Raw genomic sequence first — 17,879 nt, forward strand, 5'->3', positions numbered from 1 at the left:
TTTAAAGTATCATCCAACCTGAAGCTGGAGATTCTTAGCTTTAAAATTAATTAAACTCTTCTCTTTTTAGGAGGACGACATCCGTTGTGAGGAAGTGGAGTGATATCTTTGATAGACATAACCTCAATACCTGCTACTTGTAAAGTTCTGATTGCAGATTCACGACCTGAACCCGGACCTTTTACAAATACTTCAACTTTACGTAAACCTAAATCAAATGCAACTTTACCGCAATCTGAAGCTGCTTGACCAGCTGCATAAGGCGTGTTCTTTTTAGAACCTTTAAAGCCCATTTTACCAGCAGAAGACCATGAGATAGTCTGTCCGTTGTTGTTTGTTAAGGTAACGATAATGTTGTTGAAGGTAGCATTGATATGGGCCTGACCTACAGACTCAATTACAACGATACGTTTTTTTGTTACTTTTTTACTCTTAGCCATTTTATCTTTTAGATTTTAGATATGAGACTTGAGATAGGAAACTACCCTACCCCGATACTCAGTATCCTACTTTTTCTCTTTTATTCCAGATTTGAGCAGATTTTGAAGATATGGTGCTCACATCTAAAATCTCATATCTCTTATCTATCTATTACTTAGTAGCTTTTTTCTTGTTAGCAACTGTTTTTCTCTTACCCTTACGAGTACGTGAGTTGTTTTTAGTACGCTGACCACGAGAAGGTAAACCTTTTCTGTGACGTAAACCACGGTAACAACCAATATCCATTAAACGTTTGATGTTTAACTGAACCTCTGAGCGTAAAGCACCTTCTACTTTAATCTCATCGTTAATCATTGTACGGATAGCTGATAACTCATCATCAGACCAGTCTTGTACTTTTTTGTTCAAGTCGATACCAGCTGTAGTTAATATACGTTGTGCAGTTGTTCTGCCAATTCCGTAGATATACGTTAAACCGATTTCTCCTCTTTTGTTTCTTGGTAAATCAATACCTGAAATCCTTGCCATATTTATTTATTTTTTGAGTAATTCCGAACGGCGGGCCACCGTTGTGCGGTTGATTACAGTATTTTTAATTACCCTTGACGTTGCTTGTATTTAGGATTTTTCTTGTTGATTACGTAAAGTTTTCCTTTACGGCGAATAATCTTGCAATCAGCGCTACGCTTTTTAATTGATGATCTAACTTTCATTTTATTTGTATCTATAAGTAATGCGTCCTTTTGTTAAATCATAAGGAGACATTTCCAATTTAACTTTATCACCAGGAAGAATTTTGATGTAGTGCATCCTCATCTTACCTGAAATATGCGCAATAATCTCATGCCCGTTCTCGAGTTCTACCCGGAACATTGCATTGGATAATGCTTCTCTTATTACTCCGTCTTGTTCAATTGAGGCTTGTTTAGCCATATTTTATTGATTGTTACTTAATTAGCTGCTTCTAAACAGGGTTGCAAAATTAAATAAAAAATTTTAATTATTTATTTTTTTTGTTGTAAAACTTCTTCTATAATAGAAAACGTTGATAAAACCTCTGCTTTGCCCTTTTTAACCGCTACTGTGTGTTCAAAATGTGCCGATGGCTTATTGTCTTTACTTGTTACAGTCCATCCATCGTTATGGAATTTAACACCGGCTACGCCTGCATTGATCATGGGTTCTATTGCAATCACCATTCCTTCTTCAAGTTTTGGTCCTGCACCACGTTTCCCATAATTCGGAACTTCTGGTTTCTCATGAAGTTTTACACCAACACCATGCCCAACAAGTTCTCTTACTACACCAAATCCATTAGCTTCTGCATATTGTTGAACGGCAAAACCAATATCACCAATGCGCATACCCACTACGGCCTTTTCTACTCCTAACTCCAAACAACGTTTGGTAACCTCAACCAATTTTTGTTTTTCAGTATCAATTTCCCCGATGGAGAAAGTATAAGCCGAATCGCCGAAAAAATTGTTTTTGATTACACCACAGTCAACTGAAATTAAGTCGCCCTCCTGAATTACGTATTCGCTTGGAAAACCATGAACAACCTGCTCATTTGGCGAAATACATAAAGAATTTGGGAAACCATTATAATTTAAAAATGCCGGGATTGCTCCGTGGTCACTTATAAACTCGTAAGCCAGCTTATCTAACTGAATGGTAGTCATGCCTGCTTTTATCACCTTGGCCACTTCGGCCAAAGTTTTAGAAACAAGCATGGAACTTTCTCTTATTAACTCGATCTCCTCAAGAGATTTGTAATAAATTTTAGACATCCTTTACACTACAACGCAGCATTGCTACTTGCAGCAGGAACACCTGTTCTGCCGGTAACTCTACCCGTTTTCATCAAACCATCGTAATGGCGCATCAATAAATAACTTTCGATCTGTTGCAATGTATCCAAAACAACACCAACCAAAATCAATAAAGAAGTACCACCAAAAAAGTGTGCAAACTCTTGTTTAATTCCGAACTTAACCGCTAATGAAGGTAAAATAGCAATGATCGCTAAAAATACTGCACCTGGGAAAGTAATTTTAGAAATTACATCATCAATAAAAGTTGATGTTGCAAAACCTGGTTTAACACCAGGGATAAAACCACCATTTTTCTTCATATCGTCGCTCATTTGAGTTGGATTAACTGTAATTGCAGTATAGAAGAAAGTAAATGCGATAATTAAAAATGCGAACGTTAAACTATAAGCCAACGAAGTTGTATTGCTGAACTGGATTAACCAAGAACCTTGTAATGAAGGAACAAACTGCATTAAAGCACCTGGAATAAACATTAACGCCTGAGCAAAAATAATCGGCATAACACCAGCAGCATTCACTTTTAAAGGAATGTACTGACGAACACCACCAAACTGGCGGTTACCAACAATTTTCTTAGCGTATTGTACAGGCACTTTACGTACACCTTGAACAATTAAAATGGTAAACATCACCACTGCAAATAATGCAACGATCTCTAAAACTAATGCAACAGGACCTCCACCTTCACTAGATGAACCTACACGTGCACTAAATTCTTGAGAAATTGCTACTGGTAAACGGGCAATAATACCAACCATAATGATTAGTGATGTACCGTTACCAATACCTTTATCAGTAATTTTTTCACCTAACCACATTACAAATAATGTACCTGCTGTTAATACAAACGTAGATAACACTAAAAATAAAGTATTTGGCAATAAAATAGCTTCTGCAGGAACTTGCGTTTTAACGTAACCAACAGATTGAACGATTGTGATCGCTACCGTTAGGTAACGGGTAATCTGGTTCATTTTCTTTCTACCACTTTCGCCTTCTTTCTGCATTTTTTGGAAAGAAGGAACAGCAATACCCAATAGTTGCACCACGATGGACGCAGAGATATAAGGCATTACGCCCAATGCTAAAATAGACACACGAGAGAAAGAACCTCCGGCAAACATATCTAGTAAGCCCAAGATTCCTGATTTTTCGTTATTGCCTAAAGCAGTTGGATCCACACCTGGTAAAACCACGTGAGATACGAAACGGTATACCAAAAGAATTAAGAGCGTAAACAATATACGCTCTTTTAATTCCTGAATTTTCCAGATATTACTTAAAGTAGTAAATAGCTTCTTCATTTAATAATTACAATTTTACAATAGAACCACCTGCAGCTTCAATAGCTTTTTGTGCGGTTGCAGAAAACGCATGTGCTGTAATTTCTAGCTTTGCTTTAACTTCACCACGACCTAAAATTTTAACCAAGTCGTTTTTAGAAGCTAAACCATGCGCTTGTAAAGCAGCAAAATCGATAGTTGTTAAGCTGTGTTTTTCAGCCAATGCTTGTAAAACATCTAAGTTTACGCCAACATACTCTGTACGGTTAATTGGTTTGAAACCAACTTTAGGCACACGACGTTGTAATGGCATTTGACCACCTTCAAAACCGATTTTGGTTTTGTGACCTGAACGAGAACCCGCACCTTTGTGACCACGAGTTGAAGTACCGCCACGACCAGAACCTGTACCACGACCAATTCTTTTGCTGTTTTTTGTAGAACCTACTGCAGGTTTTAAATTATTTAAATTCATTTTTTTGAATTTGTGTTGCCCTTCGCTTTCACTAAACAGGTACAACGATTAAACATATATAAAGGTAGTACAGGCTTTTACCCATACTACCTTTAAAACTTTTACTAAATTGCTTCGATTGCTACCAAATGGTTCACTTTGCGAACCATACCGATAATTTGTGGAGTAGCTTCAACCTCAACACTTTGGTTCATTTTAGATAAACCCAAAGCCTGAACGGTTCTTTTTTGGCGCTCGCTTCTGTCGATAACGCTTTTTACTTGTGTTATTTTGATCTTAGCCATGATATTATCCGTTAAATACTTTGTTTAAATCTATACCACGAGTTTGAGCTACTGTATAAGCATCACGCATTTTAGTTAATGCATCAACAGTTGCTTTTACCACGTTGTGTGGGTTAGATGATCCTTTAGATTTTGCCAATACGTTATGCACGCCAGCACTCTCTAATACAGCACGCATCGCACCACCAGCAATTACTCCGGTACCTACTGCAGCTGGTTTGATTAAAACAAAACCACCAGAGAATTTACCGATTTGCTCGTGAGGAACAGTACCGTTTAAAATCGGAACTTTTACCAAGTTCTTTTTAGCATCATCCACACCTTTAGCGATTGCTTCAGTTACCTCTTTCGCTTTACCTAAACCGAAACCAACAACACCGTTTTCATCACCTACAACAACAATTGCTGAGAAGCTGAAAGTACGGCCACCTTTGGTTACTTTGGCAACACGTTGTATACTAACCAAACGATCCTTTAATTCGATATCGGTGGTTTTTACTCTTTTTATATTAATAGTTGACATCTTACTTTTTCTTCAGATTAAAATACTAAACCAGCTTCGCGGGCACCCTCTGCCAACGATTTTACACGACCGTGGTATAAATAGCCATTTCTATCGAAAACAACTTCTTTAACACCTGCAGCGATTGCTTTTTCGGCAACTAATTTACCTACTGCAACAGACTGATCGCTCTTGTTTCCAGTACCAGTAAAATCTTTCGATAATGATGATGCTGATGCTATTGTTTTACCGGTTACATCGTTAATTACCTGCGCATAAATCCCTTTATTGCTTCTATATACAGATAACCTTGGACGTTCTTCCGAACCGGTAAGTCTTTTTCTGATCCCTTTTTTAATACGATCTCTTCTTGATAATTTTTTACCTGCCATGATTACTATTTTTTAGATGCTGATTTACCTGCTTTTCTTCTTAACACTTCACCTACAAACTTGATACCTTTACCTTTATATGGCTCTGGTGCACGTAACGAACGGATTTTCGCTGCTACCTGACCGATCAATTGTTTGTCAATACTTTCTAAAATGATTTTAGGAGTCTGACCTTTTTCTGAAGATGTAGTTACTTTAATTTCTTCTGGTAACTGGAACACATAATGGTGAGAATAACCTAAAACAAGATCTAATGTATTACCTGTGTTTGTAGCACGGTAACCAACACCTACTAATTCTTGAGTTAATTTATAACCATCTGTAACACCAATAACCATATTGTTAAGCAAAGAGCGATATAAACCGTGTAATGCTTTGTGTTTCTTTTGTTCTGAAGGACGTTGAACTGTTAAAATTCCTTCTTCTTGACTTACAGTGATATCTGAATCTACTGCTTGTGTTAATTCACCTTTAGGACCTTTTACGCTTACAACGTTATCTTTTGAAACGGTAATTGTAACACCTGCAGGGATTGTAATTGGGGCTTTTCCTATTCTTGACATTGTGCTGTTCTCCTAATATTAATAAACGTGACACAATACCTCACCACCAATGTTTAATTTGGCTGCTTCTTTATCGGTCATTACACCTTTAGAAGTAGATAAGATTGCGATACCTAAACCGTTTAATACTCTTGGCATATTTTCAACACCAGCATAGTTTCTCAAACCTGGTTTACTTACTCGCACTAATGTACGAATAGCAGGAACTTTAGTAATCGGATTGTATTTCAAAGCAATTTTAATGGTGCCTTGAACTGTAGTATCTTCAAACTTGTAGTTCGCGATGTAACCTTTATCGAAAAGAACTTTAGTAATTTCTTTTTTAAGGTTTGATGCAGGAATTTCTACAACACGGTGGTTGGCCTTAATGGCATTCCTTACTCTTGTTAAATAATCTGCTATTGGATCTGTATTCATTTTTTATTATTTGTGATAGTGGTTTCCTGTGCCGATTTCACATCGGTATGGGACCTGCTACCGGTTAAAATTCTTTTTCAAGCCGAAAGCTAAAAGACCAAAGTCTAAAGCGATTTTATATCGCCTTAAACTTTGAACTTCAAACTCTTTTTCAGCTTTAGTATTTAAGCTCAAGACTTTAGTCTTTAAGCTATATTACCAAGATGCTTTTTTAACACCTGGTATTTTACCGTCTAATGCCATCTGGCGGAACGTTACCCTTGAAATACCAAAGGTACGCATATATCCACGAGGACGACCAGTTAATTTACAACGGTTGTGTAAACGTACTGGAGATGAGTTTTTAGGTAATTTATCTAAACCCTCGAAATCTCCTGCAGCTTTTAAAACTGCACGTTTTTCAGCGTATCTAGCTACCAATTTTTGGCGCTTAACTTCGCGTGCTTTTACACCTTCTTTTGCCATTATTCTGCTGTTTTTTGATTTTTAAATGGTAATCCGAATTGTTTCAATAACTCAAGAGCCTCAACGTCAGATTTTGCCGAAGTTACGAAAGTTATATCCATACCTAAAATTTTATTGATTTTATCGATATTAATCTCAGGAAAGATGATTTGCTCAGTAACACCTAATGTATAGTTACCTTTTCCATCAAAACCTTTATCGTTAATACCTTTGAAATCACGGATACGAGGTAAAGCTACAGAGATCAAACGATCTAAGAACTCGTACATGTTGTTATCGCGTAATGTAACACGTACACCTACTGGCATACCTTTACGTAACTTAAAGTTAGAGATATCTTTCTTAGAGTTAGCAGGAACCGCTTGCTGACCAGTAATGGTAGTCAACTCAACGATAGTGGTATCCATAATCTTTTTATCTGTAACAGAAAAACGACCAACACCCTGATTGATACAGATTTTTTCCAATTTAGGAACCTGCATTACAGTTTTGTACTGAAATTTTTCTTTTAATGCATTTACAACTTCTTCTTTGTATTTGCTTTTTAATCTTGGTGTAGCCATTATTTAATCTCCTCTCCTGAAATTTTAGCAACTCTAACTAATTTACCATCTGCGTTAAGTTTACGACCTACGCGGGTAGCTTTACCAGATTTTGGATCAACCAACATCAAGTTAGAAATGTGAAGAGCAGCTTCTTTTTTAATAATACCACCGTTTGGATTTGCAGCATTTGGTTTAGTATGTTTAGATACTAAGTTAACGCCTTCTACAATGGCTCTGTTTTTATCTATTTGTACTGAAAGTACTTTTCCTTGTTGACCTTTTGAATCGCCAGCAATGACTTTAACTAAATCTCCTGTACGGATTTTAAGTTTTGATGGTGTATTTACTTTGTTTCCCATTTTATAATACCTCCGGTGCTAATGATACAATTTTCATGAATTGTTTTTCACGTAGTTCTCTCGCAACCGGGCCAAAGATACGTGTACCTCTTGGCTCATCCTGTGCGTTCAATAATACAGCTGCATTATCGTCAAAACGGATATAAGAACCATCTTTACGACGGATTTCTTTTTTAGTTCTTACAACAACTGCTTTAGAAACTGTACCTTTTTTAATGTTACCAGAAGGTAACGCGCTTTTTACGGTAACAACTACTTTATCACCAATTGAAGCATAACGTTTGCCGGTTCCACCTAGCACACGAATTACCAATACTTCTTTTGCGCCGCTGTTATCAGCAACGTTTAATCTTGATTCCTGTTGTACCATCTTATTTAGCTCTTTCTAAAATTTGTACCAATCTCCAGTTCTTGTTTTTACTCAAAGGACAAGTTTCCATAATCAATACTGTATCACCGATACCGCATTCGTTTTTCTCGTCGTGAGCCATAAATTTGGTAGTTTTCTTTACGAACTTACCATAAATCGGGTGTTTTACTTTACGTTCCACGCTCACTACAACAGATTTATCCATCTTGTTGCTTACCACTAACCCGGTTCTTGTTTTTCTTAATTGTCTTTCCATGTCGACTCTCAAATTAATTAGTTTCAGTAGCTGACTCAGTGTTTTTCACTTTTGTCAACTCAGTGTTTAAACGGGCTATGTCTTTCCTTACTTTTGCAATGCGCGAAGGATTTTCGATAGCTGAAATAGTATGAGCGAACTTCAATTTTGATAAGTTCTCTTTTTCTTCCGCAATCTTAGCTACTAATTCTTCTTTTGAAAGCCCTGTGATTTCTGAATTTTTCATTTTTCTTTTTCTTTTACGTTGAGTGTAGCGGTTATAATAAACAAGTATTTACAACATTCACCTCAACACTTTACTATGCTTCTACGTAATCTCTACGTACTACGAATTTGGTTTGGATCGGTAATTTCTGAGCTGCTAAACGCAATGCTTCTTTAGCAACTTCTAAAGGCACACCTTCAGCTTCGAAAATTACGCGTCCTGGTCTTACAACTGCTACCCAATATTCAGGAGCACCTTTACCTTTACCCATACGTACCTCAGCAGGTTTTTTAGTTACCGGTTTGTCCGGGAAGATCCTGATCCATACTTGGCCTTCACGTTTCATGAAACGAGTTACGGCAATACGGGCAGCCTCTATCTGACGACTTGTGATCCAAGTAGCTTCTAGAGATTTGATACCGAAAGATCCGAATGCTAACTCAGCTCCACGAGAAGCTAAACCCTTCATTCTGCCTTTTTGCATCTTCCTGAACTTCGTTCTTTTTGGCTGTAACATTTTATTTTGTTCTAATCGTTAAACGATGTTAATAAATCAATTATTTACGAGGACCTCTGTTAGCGCCTGCGCCACCACCTCTGTTTGCACCACCTTGGCCCGGACCACGACCGCCGCCTTGGTTTCCACCACGTCTGTCGTTACCACCGCCACGGTTATCTCTTCCACCACCACGGTTATCTCTTCCACCGAAAGCTGGTTTATCTGATGCGCCTTTTGGACCGTTGTTTGTTGCACCAATGTTTGGAGACAAATCACGTTTTCCATAAACTTCACCTTTACAGATCCAAACTTTAACACCTATTTTACCATAAGTAGTTAAGGCTTCAGCTAAAGCGTAGTCGATATCAGCACGGAATGTATGCAAAGGCACTCTTCCTTCTTTGTACTGCTCAGTACGTGCCATCTCAGCACCACCTAAACGACCAGAAGTCATGATTTTGATACCTTCAGCACCCATACGCATGGTTGATGCGATAGAAGATTTCATTGCTCTACGGAATGAGATCCTTGCTTCTAATTGTTTTGCAACACCTTCTGCAACTAATTGTGCATCAAGTTCTGGGCGTTTAATTTCGAAGATGTTAATTTGAATTTCCTTTTTAGTCAATTTCTTTAACTCTTCTTTGATTTTATCAACCTCAGCACCTGCTTTACCGATTACGATACCCGGACGAGCTGTGTGGATAGTTACGGTGATACGTTTTAACGTACGCTCAATAACTACTTTTGCAACACCGCCTTTAGCGATACGGGCAGAAAGGTATTTTCTTATTTTCTCATCTTCAACTAATTTATCGGAGTAGTTGTTGCCACCGAACCAGTTAGAATCCCATCCTTTGATGATACCTAACCTGTTACCTATTGGATTTGCTTTTTGTCCCATTTCCTAAAATTAGTTTTGAGTTGTTTCTGTACTTTTACTATCTACAATCAGCGTTACGTGGTTAGAACGTTTACGAATTCTATATCCACGGCCTTGAGGAGCTGGACGTAAGCGTTTCAACTGACGGCCACCATCAACCATAACTGTTTTTACAAAAAGTTGGTTTTCTTCAGGGCGGGCACCTTCATTTTTAGATTCCCAGTTTTTGATAGCAGATAATAATAATTTCTCAACTCTTATTGCTGCTTCTTTATTGGTAAACTTTAAAATGCTTAATGCTTTTTCTACACGTTCACCTCTGATAAGATCTACAACCAAACGCATCTTACGCGGTGAGGTTGGACAATTGTTTAATTTTGCTATTGCTTCCATTGTCTAATTATTTTTTCTTTTCAGCGTGTCCTCTGAATGTTCTGGTTGGAGCAAATTCTCCCAACTTGTGACCAACCATGTTTTCTGTTACGTACACAGGGATAAATTTATTTCCGTTGTGTACTGCAAATGTATGATTCACGAAATCTGGTGATATCATTGATCTGCGAGACCAAGTTTTGATTACAGACTTTTTGCCTGAATCATTCATAGAGTTTACTTTTTTCTCTACGTTATGGTCAATATAAGGTCCTTTTTTTATCGAACGAGCCATTATTTCTTCCTTCTCTCTATGATGTAACGATTAGAATATTTTTTAAGTTCTCTGGTTTTGAAGCCTTTAGCTAAAACACCATTTCTTGAACGTGGGTGACCACCTGATGATCTACCTTCACCACCACCCATTGGGTGATCGACAGGGTTCATCGCTACCGGTCTAGTTCTCGGACGACGGCCCAACCAACGTTTACGACCTGCTTTACCTAATACTTCGTTTGCGTGATCTGAGTTAGATACTGCACCGATAGTAGCAAGACAAGTAGTCAAGATTAAACGGGTTTCGCCTGAAGGCATTTTCAAAGTAGCATATTTACCATCGCGGGCAGCTAATTGTGCATAAGCACCTGCACTACGAGCCAATTGTGCTCCTTTTCCAGGGTGAATCTCCACGTTGTGGATGATAGAACCTAATGGAATGTTCGATAATTTTAAAGTGTTACCTACTTCTGGTGCTGCTTTATCGCCCGATAATAATACCGAACCAACTTGCAATCCTTCAGGAGCGATGATATAACGCTTCTCGCCATCTGCATAATGTAATAATGCGATGCGGGCAGTACGGTTTGGATCGTATTCAACAGTAGCTACTGTTGCAGGAATATCGAATTTATCGCGTTTGAAGTCGATTAAACGATATGATTTTTTGTGACCACCGCCCATGTAGCGCATAGTCATTTTTCCTGTGTTGTTACGTCCACCAGACTTTTTTGATGATACAACCAATGATTTTTCGGGCTTGGTTGCTGTAATCTCCGTAAAACTAGCACCAACTCTGAAGCGGGTACCTGGAGTAACTGGTTTAAATTTTCTTAAGCCCATAGTTATAATGAATTATTAAATTAAAGGGTTGCGTAATAATCTATTGTTTCGCCGTCTTTTAACGTTACGATTGCTTTTTTGTATTTCGGGCTACGGCCTGAAACAAAACCTGCTTTAGTGTAACGAGATTTAGCTTTTCCATCAACAACCATTGTGTTAACTGCAACGATGGTTACACCGTACAATTTTTCAATTGCTTGTTTAATCTGGATTTTGTTAGCCTTATGGTTAACGCTAAACGTGAAACGGTTAGATTTCTCGGTTAAAGCTGAAGCTTTTTCGGTTAATATTGGTTTTTTTAAAATTTCCATATTATTTGGCAAATGCCTCCTCCAAAGTTTTAACAGAATCAGCAGTTAACACAAGTACACCAGCATTTAATACATCATATGTATTCAAATCTGCTGCAGCAATCACTTTAGTTTTCTGAACGTTTCTGCTTGATAAATAGATATTATTATTTTGTGCAGGTAAAACCAACAAAGTTTTTTGAGTACCTACGTTTAACGCAGCCAATAAACTTGTATAGTTTTTAGTTTTAATTGTATCGAAGTTGAAATCTTCTAAAACTACCACGTTGTTATCTTTTGCTTTATAAGCTAAAGCAGATTTACGTGCTAATGATTTTAATTTCTTGTTCAATTTAAAACTGTAATCACGTGGCTGAGGACCGAAAACACGACCACCACCGTTAAATAACGGAGATTTAATGCTACCAGCACGGGCACCACCTGTACCTTTTTGTTTGTATAGTTTGCGAGTTGAACCAGCAATCTCATTACGTTGTTTAGATTTGTGAGTACCTTGACGTTGGTTAGCCAAATACTGTTTTACATCTAAATAAATCGCGTGGTCGTTAGGCTCGATACCAAATACCGATTCAGGAAGTTGCACCTTGGCACCTGTTTCTTTACCTGAAATGTTTAATACTTTAACTTCCATCTGATTACTTGTCTAAGATTACGTAAGAACCTTTAGCTCCTGGAATGGAACCACTAACTACTAATAAGTTTTGCTCAGCATAAACTTTCAAAACCTGTAAGTTCTGAACTTTTACCCTGTCTCCACCTGTTCTTCCAGCCATGCGCATTCCTTTGAATACACGTGAAGGGAATGATGATGCTCCCAATGAACCTGGGGCACGTAAACGGTTATGCTGACCGTGAGTCTGCATACCAACACCGGCAAATCCGTGGCGTTTTACAACACCTTGAAAACCTTTACCTTTTGAGGTACCTACAACATCAACAAAATCGCCTTCTGCGAAAGAATCAACCGTTACTACATCACCTAAATTAAGTGAAGTTGTAAACGAATCGAATTCTACCAGCTTGCGTTTCGGAGTTGTGTTTGCTTTCGCGAAATGGCCTTTTAACGGTTGAGTTGTGTTTTTCTCTTTTTCTCATCGTAACCCAGTTGGATTGATGAATACCCGTCTTTTTCTTCGGTCTTTACTTGTGTAACTACACAAGGCCCAGCCTCGATTACCGTACAAGGAATGTTTCTTCCTTCGGCATCAAAGATACTGGTCATTCCTACTTTTTTTCCAATAATTCCTGACATTTTATCTTTTCTTTTTAACACCCATCGAAGCAGTAGGGCTTCGTTCAAGGTGGTTGTACATCCCCCGAAAGGGACGGCAAAGATAGGCAAGAAATATTAATTTTCAAATAGTTAGCCAAATATTTTTTCAAATAAATTGCTGATATGATGGGATTTAACTAAAAAAGAGATGTTAATGTGCTAAACCGCCATTTAAACTGATAGTTATGATCGCTAAAATGATAAATCCAATGAGTACATATAGGTAATCGCGCTCAATTAAAAAGCTAAAAATAGCAAAAACAATGCGTGCAATCGGCGTAAAAATAAGCATTAGGATCCCAAACTGAACAATAGCATCGCCTTGAAAAGTAGCTACTCCTTTAAATATGGCTATTATGGAAGAAAATTTACTTAGCTCGGGTTTAAAAACTTTATAGTCAGTAATAGCGCCATTTTTATGGATCAGAAAGATTGCGCCACCAATTAATACAATACTCATTGAGATAATTACACCTGCCCGCAAAAGCGTACCCAGAATAACCTGAATATCTTTATCGTTCATCTTTTCCTTTTCAGTAGTATTCATTATAATCCGCTTATTCCTTTATAGATCATTTGCAGCGCTAAAAAAGCAACTACTACCGCAAATACAATTTTAAGTTTATCAGTTTTAGCTTTTAATAGAATTTTTGAACCAACGGTAGCCCCTGTTAGTACACCAATACATACGGGCATGGCAATTCCAGGATCAATCTGACCGCGGTGTAAATAAACAACTGCGCTGGCCGCTGCAGTTACACCCATCATAAAATTACTGGTAGTGGTTGATACTTTAAAGGGCAAACGCATAATATTATCCATCGCGATTACCTTTAGCGCCCCGCTCCCAATACCAAGCAAACCCGATAATGTTCCTGCAAAAAGCATCATCATAAACCCTCCGGGAACATGTTTAACCGCGTATGGGTGATCAATTCCTTTATCAGGATAAGATCCGTTGAGCTTAAAAAATCTGGCCCATTTATCGGTATTGTCCAATGTGGTATGGTCTACTTTTTTCTTCAAAGTCATGATGGCCGAAAAAATCAGGATACAGCCAAAAAGAATTGCGATATAGTTGGCGTTTAAGTAAACGGCTACAATTGCACCGCAAACTGCTCCTATTGTGGTTGCAATTTCCAAAAACATACCAATCCGGATATTCGTAATCCCTTCTTTTACATAGGCTGCCGCAGAACCTGAAGATGTTGCAATAACGGAAACAATGGATGCACCTATAGCATAATGAATATCGACGCCTAAAGCCAGAGTAAGCAGGGGTATAATTATTACCCCGCCACCCAAACCCGTTAAAGAGCCCAGTAAACCGGCTAAAAAAGCACCTGATAAAACGATAATGGTAAACAACAATACCGACATGCGGGCAAATATAATGCACTGTTTTTGGGTAAACGAAGGATTAAGGGAATAAAATAAAGTCTATATGTTATATGGATGATGTAAGATGGGTGACGGAAAATGTGAGTTTATGGCAGCTAAATTTGGAATGTACGATGAATAATTGCAGGCTTAACCAACTACATTTAAATCTCCAAATACTTCATATTCGTTATCAAAAAGAAAATTGTAAAGCGAAAATTCTTTCTTAAACGGATTGCGATCAGCACCATGTGGATAGCCACCCTCAATTTTACGGCAGAACAACAGTCTATGATTAACAAATTTATAATCAGGAAAATTGCTTTCGACTATTGTTTTTAGCTTTTGAACCATATTTTCGGCATTAGCAATATGCCCAATTGAGGATGAAACGGTAAACGACATTGACACCGCCTGATTAGGACCTGCCTTAAGGTTTTTATGAAAAATCAATTCTTCAAAGAAAATGGTATAATGGTTTGTTAAAAGGGATATTCTCACACTCAATTTATAATTCAGATCTACTTCCGGATATTCTATTTTGGGGAAGCGAATATCCATCGCATAATTGGGGAATTGATGATGGTAACTATTAAGGACTGTAAAATCGTTAAATGAATTCTGGATATCGCTATCCAATTTACTAGCAGCCGCAGGAAGTGTGTTAGACATAAGTCTTTCAATTTTATCTTTTACAATAGCCGTGAGCTTGCTATAACCCGGAAATGCTTCATTTACATCCTGCGTACCAATCGGATAATATTGATAAACTACTTTAACTAAATCGAAAAAAGGATTACCTCCTACTGAAATTTTGATTTCTGGTACCATATTTAAGTGTAAGATTTTAATTCTAAACTGAAGCCATCAGATACCAGGAGCATTAATATCCTAAATTTGGGGCTTATCAGCTATACCTTTATAATGCAACTTACTTTCCTTCCCTAAATCAACATCCTTAAAACTTTCCAGCAATTCGAAAGCGATTTGCCTCACTGTTTCGGGTATTGGGTTAATGGTTGATTTGTTACCTTCAGCATCTTTTACATTCCAGCCCGACGTATTAAGCAACAATGGACTAGAACTGGCCACCGATTTAATTATTTTAGCCCTTGTAAATGCTATTTCATCCGAATCGATGATTACCTTTTTATTATTCCACCAGTTTTCTTGGGATACACTTTTTAAATCTCCAGGGTCTAATTTAGAAGAATATCTCCAGCCCTCCCCTGCTTGATGTGCCAATTTTAACAATCCGATAAAATTGGTGAGGCTTTTGGAGTTGTAGATCTCAGAACTGCAATACATATCAGGATGGGTTAATTTAAGCTGATTCACCAATGCTTTTGTTTGATCGGAGTTATGAAAAATCATGATAATCTTTTCAGCTATTGAAGAAATAACGGCTTCGTTTCCCAGATCATATTCACCACAAAGTAATTCGATATCTATTATTTGTTGTTGCAATAGCGAAACCAGTTCTGGTTTATTCAAAATGGTTTTCATATTCGAATTTACTTGCCCAGCCTTTTAATCATTTCCGCACTTAAATCCCGTCCATCATTTAAACGGTTGGCAAAAAATGATTTGGCAGCTTCGAAATGTTCTTTATAACCTTTTAAATCGCCATAGCCAATAATTGATGCCCATTCGTGCACTGCTGTGTGAAACTCTAAATCATCACCACGGATAGATTTATCATATAATGCAGTTTTTATAGATTCTTCCAGCATTGCTTCATTTTTGAAAAGATACTCGGCAATGCCCAATCTCAATTTAAATGGAGGTGTTTGGCAGATCAGGTTATCATAAGGGTTTACCCCCATTTTATACCAGGCATATACCATACTCAGCAAACTTAGATGTGAATTGGGTTTTTGTTTATGGCTTGCATCTGACAGGCTGAATTCTTTCATGATATTATCGTCTAGCAATAAAAGGGCACGACTTTCATGGAAAACAAAATCGCGGGCGGCATAAATCTTTTCTCTAAACTCCACTTCATTTTCACAGATCATCAATTTAAACAGTTCTGATTCTGCTTGTGCGTAATATTTTACCTGTTTCTGCGCATAAGGGTTTAAAATAGCCAAACCCGCATAAATGTGCGATTTATAGCTAAAAATCCTTAATGTGGTCAAAATTTTAACATTATCTATTCCACCGGCATAGGCAGGATTGTCCCAAGGGAAAAAACCTGCGTTTTTCCATGCTGAGCCCATACTTTCGAAACCCATGTGCGTAACCGCCTGTGTATCGGCCACAATGCGGTCGTGCTCCCTGTAATCGTCCATTTCAATAATGTTTGATTTTAAAGATTTATAAATTTCCAAAGCTTTGGCATAAACAGCATCGGTAGCACGGTGACGCACTACAACAAGGGTTTGGCCCTCCGGAATAAAAGCGGGTCCGTGCAAAGAATGGCAGGTTACAATCTGGGTATCTTCTGGCAAATGTTTTTCGAAAGCTGCAATTTCAGGATGTTTAACAGATGTTTGTCCGGCTACTATTGCACCATATTTAGTAGATCGTGCAAATACGGCTACTACCTCATCAATTTTTTCAGCTTCAACGCAATAGATAATAAAGTCTGATTTACGGGCAACCTCATGGCCATCAATTAAAACCTCGATTCCTTTTGGTACTAATTCATTTTTTAGCTCGGTAAAGCGTAAAGGCATATCTGCTCCACATACCTTGTAACCAGCCTTTACAAACGATAGTGCGTACAATTTGCCCATATCGCCTAAACCAATAATTCCTATTTGCATGGAACAAATGTAACCTATCGCAAATAAATTTATAATAAAACTGTGATAAAATTGTTATTTAGAATGTTAAACAGCAAACGGTTTTACACTTTTCCTAAACCTTAAACAAAATTTATTAACCGGGAAATGGATAAAAATGTAGTTTTACATTCTAACACCTATATTTAACTATGCAGAAAATTAAACACACCCTATTGTTTTTAGGCGCTATGCTATTTTTAAACGTTGCGTTTGGACAAGCTTTGCCCGACACGACTAAAAATACTGATCCATCTTTAAACGGACAGTATCAGTTCATGTTAAAAAAATCTAAAAGTTTGTATGGCGCAAGGCTGATCAATCCGTCAAGATTATCATCCTTATGGAAAAGTGTTAACGATACATTAAGGAAAGAACGCAAACAGTTACAAGAGGCCAGGCAGGAAATTAAATCTCAGGCCGGTAACATTTCGACCTTGAAAGGTGAGGTAAATGGCAAAGAAAGTTCTTTGGCCAATGCCAATGCCGCAGTTAATGAAATTAAATTTTTAGGAATATCTTTTGATAAGGGTACCTACAACACAATTGTTTGGGCCATTATCATTATACTAGGGATAGGTTTAGCCTTTGTAATTTTCCAATCGGGTAAGTTTAGGCACGAAGCTAAATACAGAACAGCCCTTTACCAAGAGGTAGCCGATGAGTTTCAGGTGCACAAGGTAAAAGCTAAAGATAAAGAAATGAAACTGGCACGCGAACTGCAAGATGAGCGTAATAAATGGGATGAAGGCAGAGGAAGATAGGCGAAAATATTCTATTTTTTGTACCGGGGAGTCGTTTAGATGGAATAATTAAGCTTTAACTAGTTACGTGTAGCCCGTTTTGATATAAAAGATTTTA

General features: G+C 37.7%; 31 protein-coding genes and 1 pseudogene. 1 reads left to right on the top strand and 31 read right to left on the bottom strand.

Annotated elements, in window-relative coordinates:
- Window positions 1–50: 50 nt before the first annotated feature.
- The 31 genes and pseudogenes from rpsK to ACZZZW_RS23750 form a co-directional block, all read right to left on the bottom strand.
- Window positions 51–440, bottom strand: coding sequence for a 30S ribosomal protein S11 (rpsK, locus tag ACZZZW_RS23600; RefSeq protein WP_055910073.1), 390 nt, complete (start codon window positions 438–440; stop codon window positions 51–53).
- Window positions 441–591: 151 nt separating this feature from the next.
- Window positions 592–969 carry a 30S ribosomal protein S13 gene (rpsM, locus tag ACZZZW_RS23605; RefSeq protein WP_010599886.1) on the bottom strand — a complete coding sequence of 126 codons (378 nt, stop codon included), beginning with the start codon at window positions 967–969 and terminating at the stop codon, window positions 592–594.
- A gap of 68 nt (window positions 970–1,037) precedes the next feature.
- Window positions 1,038–1,154 carry a 50S ribosomal protein L36 gene (rpmJ, locus tag ACZZZW_RS23610; protein WP_010599887.1) on the bottom strand — a complete coding sequence of 39 codons (117 nt, stop codon included), beginning with the start codon at window positions 1,152–1,154 and terminating at the stop codon, window positions 1,038–1,040.
- Between the two features lies 1 nt (window position 1,155).
- Window positions 1,156–1,374 carry a translation initiation factor IF-1 gene (infA, locus tag ACZZZW_RS23615; protein WP_010599888.1) on the bottom strand — a complete coding sequence of 73 codons (219 nt, stop codon included), beginning with the start codon at window positions 1,372–1,374 and terminating at the stop codon, window positions 1,156–1,158.
- 71 nt (window positions 1,375–1,445) lie between these two features.
- Complete coding sequence (map, locus tag ACZZZW_RS23620; protein WP_055910074.1) at window positions 1,446–2,231, bottom strand: type I methionyl aminopeptidase; 786 nt, start codon at window positions 2,229–2,231, stop codon at window positions 1,446–1,448.
- Between the two features lie 8 nt (window positions 2,232–2,239).
- Complete coding sequence (secY, locus tag ACZZZW_RS23625) at window positions 2,240–3,580, bottom strand: preprotein translocase subunit SecY (protein WP_029278656.1); 1,341 nt, start codon at window positions 3,578–3,580, stop codon at window positions 2,240–2,242.
- Window positions 3,581–3,587: 7 nt separating this feature from the next.
- Complete coding sequence (rplO, locus tag ACZZZW_RS23630; protein ID WP_055910204.1) at window positions 3,588–4,034, bottom strand: 50S ribosomal protein L15; 447 nt, start codon at window positions 4,032–4,034, stop codon at window positions 3,588–3,590.
- A gap of 104 nt (window positions 4,035–4,138) precedes the next feature.
- A complete protein-coding gene (gene rpmD / locus ACZZZW_RS23635; protein ID WP_010599892.1) occupies window positions 4,139–4,318 on the bottom strand; it encodes a 50S ribosomal protein L30 in 180 nt (59 codons plus the stop codon).
- Window positions 4,319–4,322: 4 nt separating this feature from the next.
- Entirely contained in the window at window positions 4,323–4,841 is a 519-nt protein-coding gene (gene rpsE / locus ACZZZW_RS23640; protein WP_010599893.1) for a 30S ribosomal protein S5, read from the bottom strand.
- A 17-nt stretch (window positions 4,842–4,858) separates the two neighbouring features.
- A complete protein-coding gene (gene rplR / locus ACZZZW_RS23645) occupies window positions 4,859–5,212 on the bottom strand; it encodes a 50S ribosomal protein L18 (RefSeq protein WP_029278655.1) in 354 nt (117 codons plus the stop codon).
- Window positions 5,213–5,217: 5 nt separating this feature from the next.
- The gene (gene rplF / locus ACZZZW_RS23650; RefSeq protein WP_055910076.1) at window positions 5,218–5,775 is read right to left on the bottom strand and encodes a 50S ribosomal protein L6; all 558 of its coding nucleotides are present in this window, start codon (window positions 5,773–5,775) and stop codon (window positions 5,218–5,220) included.
- A gap of 18 nt (window positions 5,776–5,793) precedes the next feature.
- Window positions 5,794–6,192 carry a 30S ribosomal protein S8 gene (rpsH, locus tag ACZZZW_RS23655; RefSeq protein ID WP_010599896.1) on the bottom strand — a complete coding sequence of 133 codons (399 nt, stop codon included), beginning with the start codon at window positions 6,190–6,192 and terminating at the stop codon, window positions 5,794–5,796.
- Between the two features lie 195 nt (window positions 6,193–6,387).
- Window positions 6,388–6,657, bottom strand: a complete 270-nt coding sequence (gene rpsN / locus ACZZZW_RS23660) for a 30S ribosomal protein S14 (protein ID WP_025145214.1) — start codon at window positions 6,655–6,657, stop codon at window positions 6,388–6,390.
- Window positions 6,657–7,223, bottom strand: coding sequence for a 50S ribosomal protein L5 (rplE, locus tag ACZZZW_RS23665; RefSeq protein WP_086547740.1), 567 nt, complete (start codon window positions 7,221–7,223; stop codon window positions 6,657–6,659). Before rplE ends, rpsN begins: the two co-directional genes overlap by 1 nt.
- Entirely contained in the window at window positions 7,220–7,561 is a 342-nt protein-coding gene (gene rplX, locus ACZZZW_RS23670) for a 50S ribosomal protein L24 (protein WP_025145216.1), read from the bottom strand. Before rplX ends, rplE begins: the two co-directional genes overlap by 4 nt.
- 1 nt (window position 7,562) lies before the next feature.
- Window positions 7,563–7,931 carry a 50S ribosomal protein L14 gene (gene rplN / locus ACZZZW_RS23675; RefSeq protein ID WP_010599900.1) on the bottom strand — a complete coding sequence of 123 codons (369 nt, stop codon included), beginning with the start codon at window positions 7,929–7,931 and terminating at the stop codon, window positions 7,563–7,565.
- 1 nt (window position 7,932) lies between these two features.
- A complete protein-coding gene (gene rpsQ / locus ACZZZW_RS23680) occupies window positions 7,933–8,187 on the bottom strand; it encodes a 30S ribosomal protein S17 (RefSeq protein WP_463497171.1) in 255 nt (84 codons plus the stop codon).
- Between the two features lie 13 nt (window positions 8,188–8,200).
- Complete coding sequence (gene rpmC, locus ACZZZW_RS23685) at window positions 8,201–8,413, bottom strand: 50S ribosomal protein L29 (protein ID WP_055910078.1); 213 nt, start codon at window positions 8,411–8,413, stop codon at window positions 8,201–8,203.
- Between the two features lie 73 nt (window positions 8,414–8,486).
- Window positions 8,487–8,909, bottom strand: coding sequence for a 50S ribosomal protein L16 (gene rplP / locus ACZZZW_RS23690; protein WP_010599903.1), 423 nt, complete (start codon window positions 8,907–8,909; stop codon window positions 8,487–8,489).
- A 40-nt stretch (window positions 8,910–8,949) separates the two neighbouring features.
- Complete coding sequence (gene rpsC, locus ACZZZW_RS23695; protein ID WP_029278651.1) at window positions 8,950–9,795, bottom strand: 30S ribosomal protein S3; 846 nt, start codon at window positions 9,793–9,795, stop codon at window positions 8,950–8,952.
- Window positions 9,796–9,804: 9 nt separating this feature from the next.
- A complete protein-coding gene (gene rplV, locus ACZZZW_RS23700) occupies window positions 9,805–10,167 on the bottom strand; it encodes a 50S ribosomal protein L22 (protein WP_029278650.1) in 363 nt (120 codons plus the stop codon).
- A 7-nt stretch (window positions 10,168–10,174) separates the two neighbouring features.
- On the bottom strand, window positions 10,175–10,441 hold the full coding sequence (rpsS, locus tag ACZZZW_RS23705) for a 30S ribosomal protein S19 (protein WP_010599906.1): 267 nt from the start codon (window positions 10,439–10,441) through the stop codon (window positions 10,175–10,177).
- Window positions 10,441–11,265, bottom strand: a complete 825-nt coding sequence (gene rplB / locus ACZZZW_RS23710) for a 50S ribosomal protein L2 (protein ID WP_055910079.1) — start codon at window positions 11,263–11,265, stop codon at window positions 10,441–10,443. Before rplB ends, rpsS begins: the two co-directional genes overlap by 1 nt.
- A 20-nt stretch (window positions 11,266–11,285) precedes the next feature.
- Window positions 11,286–11,576 (bottom strand): 50S ribosomal protein L23, encoded by a 291-nt coding sequence (gene rplW / locus ACZZZW_RS23715; protein WP_029278648.1) that lies wholly within the window; start codon window positions 11,574–11,576, stop codon window positions 11,286–11,288.
- 1 nt (window position 11,577) lies between these two features.
- Window positions 11,578–12,207 (bottom strand): 50S ribosomal protein L4, encoded by a 630-nt coding sequence (gene rplD, locus ACZZZW_RS23720; protein WP_055910081.1) that lies wholly within the window; start codon window positions 12,205–12,207, stop codon window positions 11,578–11,580.
- 4 nt (window positions 12,208–12,211) lie between these two features.
- Window positions 12,212–12,828, bottom strand: a pseudogene (gene rplC / locus ACZZZW_RS23725) (50S ribosomal protein L3).
- Window positions 12,829–13,000: 172 nt separating this feature from the next.
- Window positions 13,001–13,396, bottom strand: coding sequence for a DUF1634 domain-containing protein (locus ACZZZW_RS23730; RefSeq protein WP_055910082.1), 396 nt, complete (start codon window positions 13,394–13,396; stop codon window positions 13,001–13,003).
- Window positions 13,396–14,229, bottom strand: a complete 834-nt coding sequence (locus ACZZZW_RS23735; RefSeq protein WP_055910084.1) for a sulfite exporter TauE/SafE family protein — start codon at window positions 14,227–14,229, stop codon at window positions 13,396–13,398. The genes ACZZZW_RS23730 and ACZZZW_RS23735 overlap by 1 nt, the downstream gene beginning before the upstream one ends.
- Window positions 14,230–14,379: 150 nt before the next feature.
- Complete coding sequence (locus ACZZZW_RS23740; protein ID WP_055910087.1) at window positions 14,380–15,060, bottom strand: hypothetical protein; 681 nt, start codon at window positions 15,058–15,060, stop codon at window positions 14,380–14,382.
- 60 nt (window positions 15,061–15,120) lie between these two features.
- Window positions 15,121–15,735, bottom strand: a complete 615-nt coding sequence (locus ACZZZW_RS23745) for a hypothetical protein (protein ID WP_055910089.1) — start codon at window positions 15,733–15,735, stop codon at window positions 15,121–15,123.
- A gap of 8 nt (window positions 15,736–15,743) precedes the next feature.
- Window positions 15,744–17,000 carry an NAD(P)-binding domain-containing protein gene (locus ACZZZW_RS23750; RefSeq protein WP_463497183.1) on the bottom strand — a complete coding sequence of 419 codons (1,257 nt, stop codon included), beginning with the start codon at window positions 16,998–17,000 and terminating at the stop codon, window positions 15,744–15,746.
- Window positions 17,001–17,170: 170 nt separating this feature from the next.
- Between ACZZZW_RS23750 and ACZZZW_RS23755 the strand changes: the two genes are divergently transcribed.
- A complete protein-coding gene (locus ACZZZW_RS23755; RefSeq protein WP_463497186.1) occupies window positions 17,171–17,782 on the top strand; it encodes a hypothetical protein in 612 nt (203 codons plus the stop codon).
- Window positions 17,783–17,879 lie beyond the last annotated feature (97 nt).

Source organism: Pedobacter sp. AC379 (assembly GCF_979258145.1).

What these genes read in the sequence shown, in the direction of transcription:
- rpsK (WP_055910073.1), bottom strand. Translation starts at nt 440, where the DNA reads ATGGCTAAGAGTAAAAAAGTAACAAAAAAACGTATCGTTGTAATTGAG.
- rpsM (WP_010599886.1), bottom strand. Translation starts at nt 969, where the DNA reads ATGGCAAGGATTTCAGGTATTGATTTACCAAGAAACAAAAGAGGAGAA.
- rpmJ (WP_010599887.1), bottom strand. Translation starts at nt 1,154, where the DNA reads ATGAAAGTTAGATCATCAATTAAAAAGCGTAGCGCTGATTGCAAGATT.
- infA (WP_010599888.1), bottom strand. Translation starts at nt 1,374, where the DNA reads ATGGCTAAACAAGCCTCAATTGAACAAGACGGAGTAATAAGAGAAGCA.
- map (WP_055910074.1), bottom strand. Translation starts at nt 2,231, where the DNA reads ATGTCTAAAATTTATTACAAATCTCTTGAGGAGATCGAGTTAATAAGA.
- secY (WP_029278656.1), bottom strand. Translation starts at nt 3,580, where the DNA reads ATGAAGAAGCTATTTACTACTTTAAGTAATATCTGGAAAATTCAGGAA.
- rplO (WP_055910204.1), bottom strand. Translation starts at nt 4,034, where the DNA reads ATGAATTTAAATAATTTAAAACCTGCAGTAGGTTCTACAAAAAACAGC.
- rpmD (WP_010599892.1), bottom strand. Translation starts at nt 4,318, where the DNA reads ATGGCTAAGATCAAAATAACACAAGTAAAAAGCGTTATCGACAGAAGC.
- rpsE (WP_010599893.1), bottom strand. Translation starts at nt 4,841, where the DNA reads ATGTCAACTATTAATATAAAAAGAGTAAAAACCACCGATATCGAATTA.
- rplR (WP_029278655.1), bottom strand. Translation starts at nt 5,212, where the DNA reads ATGGCAGGTAAAAAATTATCAAGAAGAGATCGTATTAAAAAAGGGATC.
- rplF (WP_055910076.1), bottom strand. Translation starts at nt 5,775, where the DNA reads ATGTCAAGAATAGGAAAAGCCCCAATTACAATCCCTGCAGGTGTTACA.
- rpsH (WP_010599896.1), bottom strand. Translation starts at nt 6,192, where the DNA reads ATGAATACAGATCCAATAGCAGATTATTTAACAAGAGTAAGGAATGCC.
- rpsN (WP_025145214.1), bottom strand. Translation starts at nt 6,657, where the DNA reads ATGGCAAAAGAAGGTGTAAAAGCACGCGAAGTTAAGCGCCAAAAATTG.
- rplX (WP_025145216.1), bottom strand. Translation starts at nt 7,561, where the DNA reads ATGGGAAACAAAGTAAATACACCATCAAAACTTAAAATCCGTACAGGA.
- rplN (WP_010599900.1), bottom strand. Translation starts at nt 7,931, where the DNA reads ATGGTACAACAGGAATCAAGATTAAACGTTGCTGATAACAGCGGCGCA.
- rpsQ (WP_463497171.1), bottom strand. Translation starts at nt 8,187, where the DNA reads ATGGAAAGACAATTAAGAAAAACAAGAACCGGGTTAGTGGTAAGCAAC.
- rpmC (WP_055910078.1), bottom strand. Translation starts at nt 8,413, where the DNA reads ATGAAAAATTCAGAAATCACAGGGCTTTCAAAAGAAGAATTAGTAGCT.
- rplP (WP_010599903.1), bottom strand. Translation starts at nt 8,909, where the DNA reads ATGTTACAGCCAAAAAGAACGAAGTTCAGGAAGATGCAAAAAGGCAGA.
- rpsC (WP_029278651.1), bottom strand. Translation starts at nt 9,795, where the DNA reads ATGGGACAAAAAGCAAATCCAATAGGTAACAGGTTAGGTATCATCAAA.
- rplV (WP_029278650.1), bottom strand. Translation starts at nt 10,167, where the DNA reads ATGGAAGCAATAGCAAAATTAAACAATTGTCCAACCTCACCGCGTAAG.
- rpsS (WP_010599906.1), bottom strand. Translation starts at nt 10,441, where the DNA reads ATGGCTCGTTCGATAAAAAAAGGACCTTATATTGACCATAACGTAGAG.
- rplB (WP_055910079.1), bottom strand. Translation starts at nt 11,265, where the DNA reads ATGGGCTTAAGAAAATTTAAACCAGTTACTCCAGGTACCCGCTTCAGA.
- rplW (WP_029278648.1), bottom strand. Translation starts at nt 11,576, where the DNA reads ATGGAAATTTTAAAAAAACCAATATTAACCGAAAAAGCTTCAGCTTTA.
- rplD (WP_055910081.1), bottom strand. Translation starts at nt 12,207, where the DNA reads ATGGAAGTTAAAGTATTAAACATTTCAGGTAAAGAAACAGGTGCCAAG.
- ACZZZW_RS23730 (WP_055910082.1), bottom strand. Translation starts at nt 13,396, where the DNA reads ATGAATACTACTGAAAAGGAAAAGATGAACGATAAAGATATTCAGGTT.
- ACZZZW_RS23735 (WP_055910084.1), bottom strand. Translation starts at nt 14,229, where the DNA reads ATGTCGGTATTGTTGTTTACCATTATCGTTTTATCAGGTGCTTTTTTA.
- ACZZZW_RS23740 (WP_055910087.1), bottom strand. Translation starts at nt 15,060, where the DNA reads ATGGTACCAGAAATCAAAATTTCAGTAGGAGGTAATCCTTTTTTCGAT.
- ACZZZW_RS23745 (WP_055910089.1), bottom strand. Translation starts at nt 15,735, where the DNA reads ATGAAAACCATTTTGAATAAACCAGAACTGGTTTCGCTATTGCAACAA.
- ACZZZW_RS23750 (WP_463497183.1), bottom strand. Translation starts at nt 17,000, where the DNA reads ATGCAAATAGGAATTATTGGTTTAGGCGATATGGGCAAATTGTACGCA.
- ACZZZW_RS23755 (WP_463497186.1), top strand. Translation starts at nt 17,171, where the DNA reads ATGCAGAAAATTAAACACACCCTATTGTTTTTAGGCGCTATGCTATTT.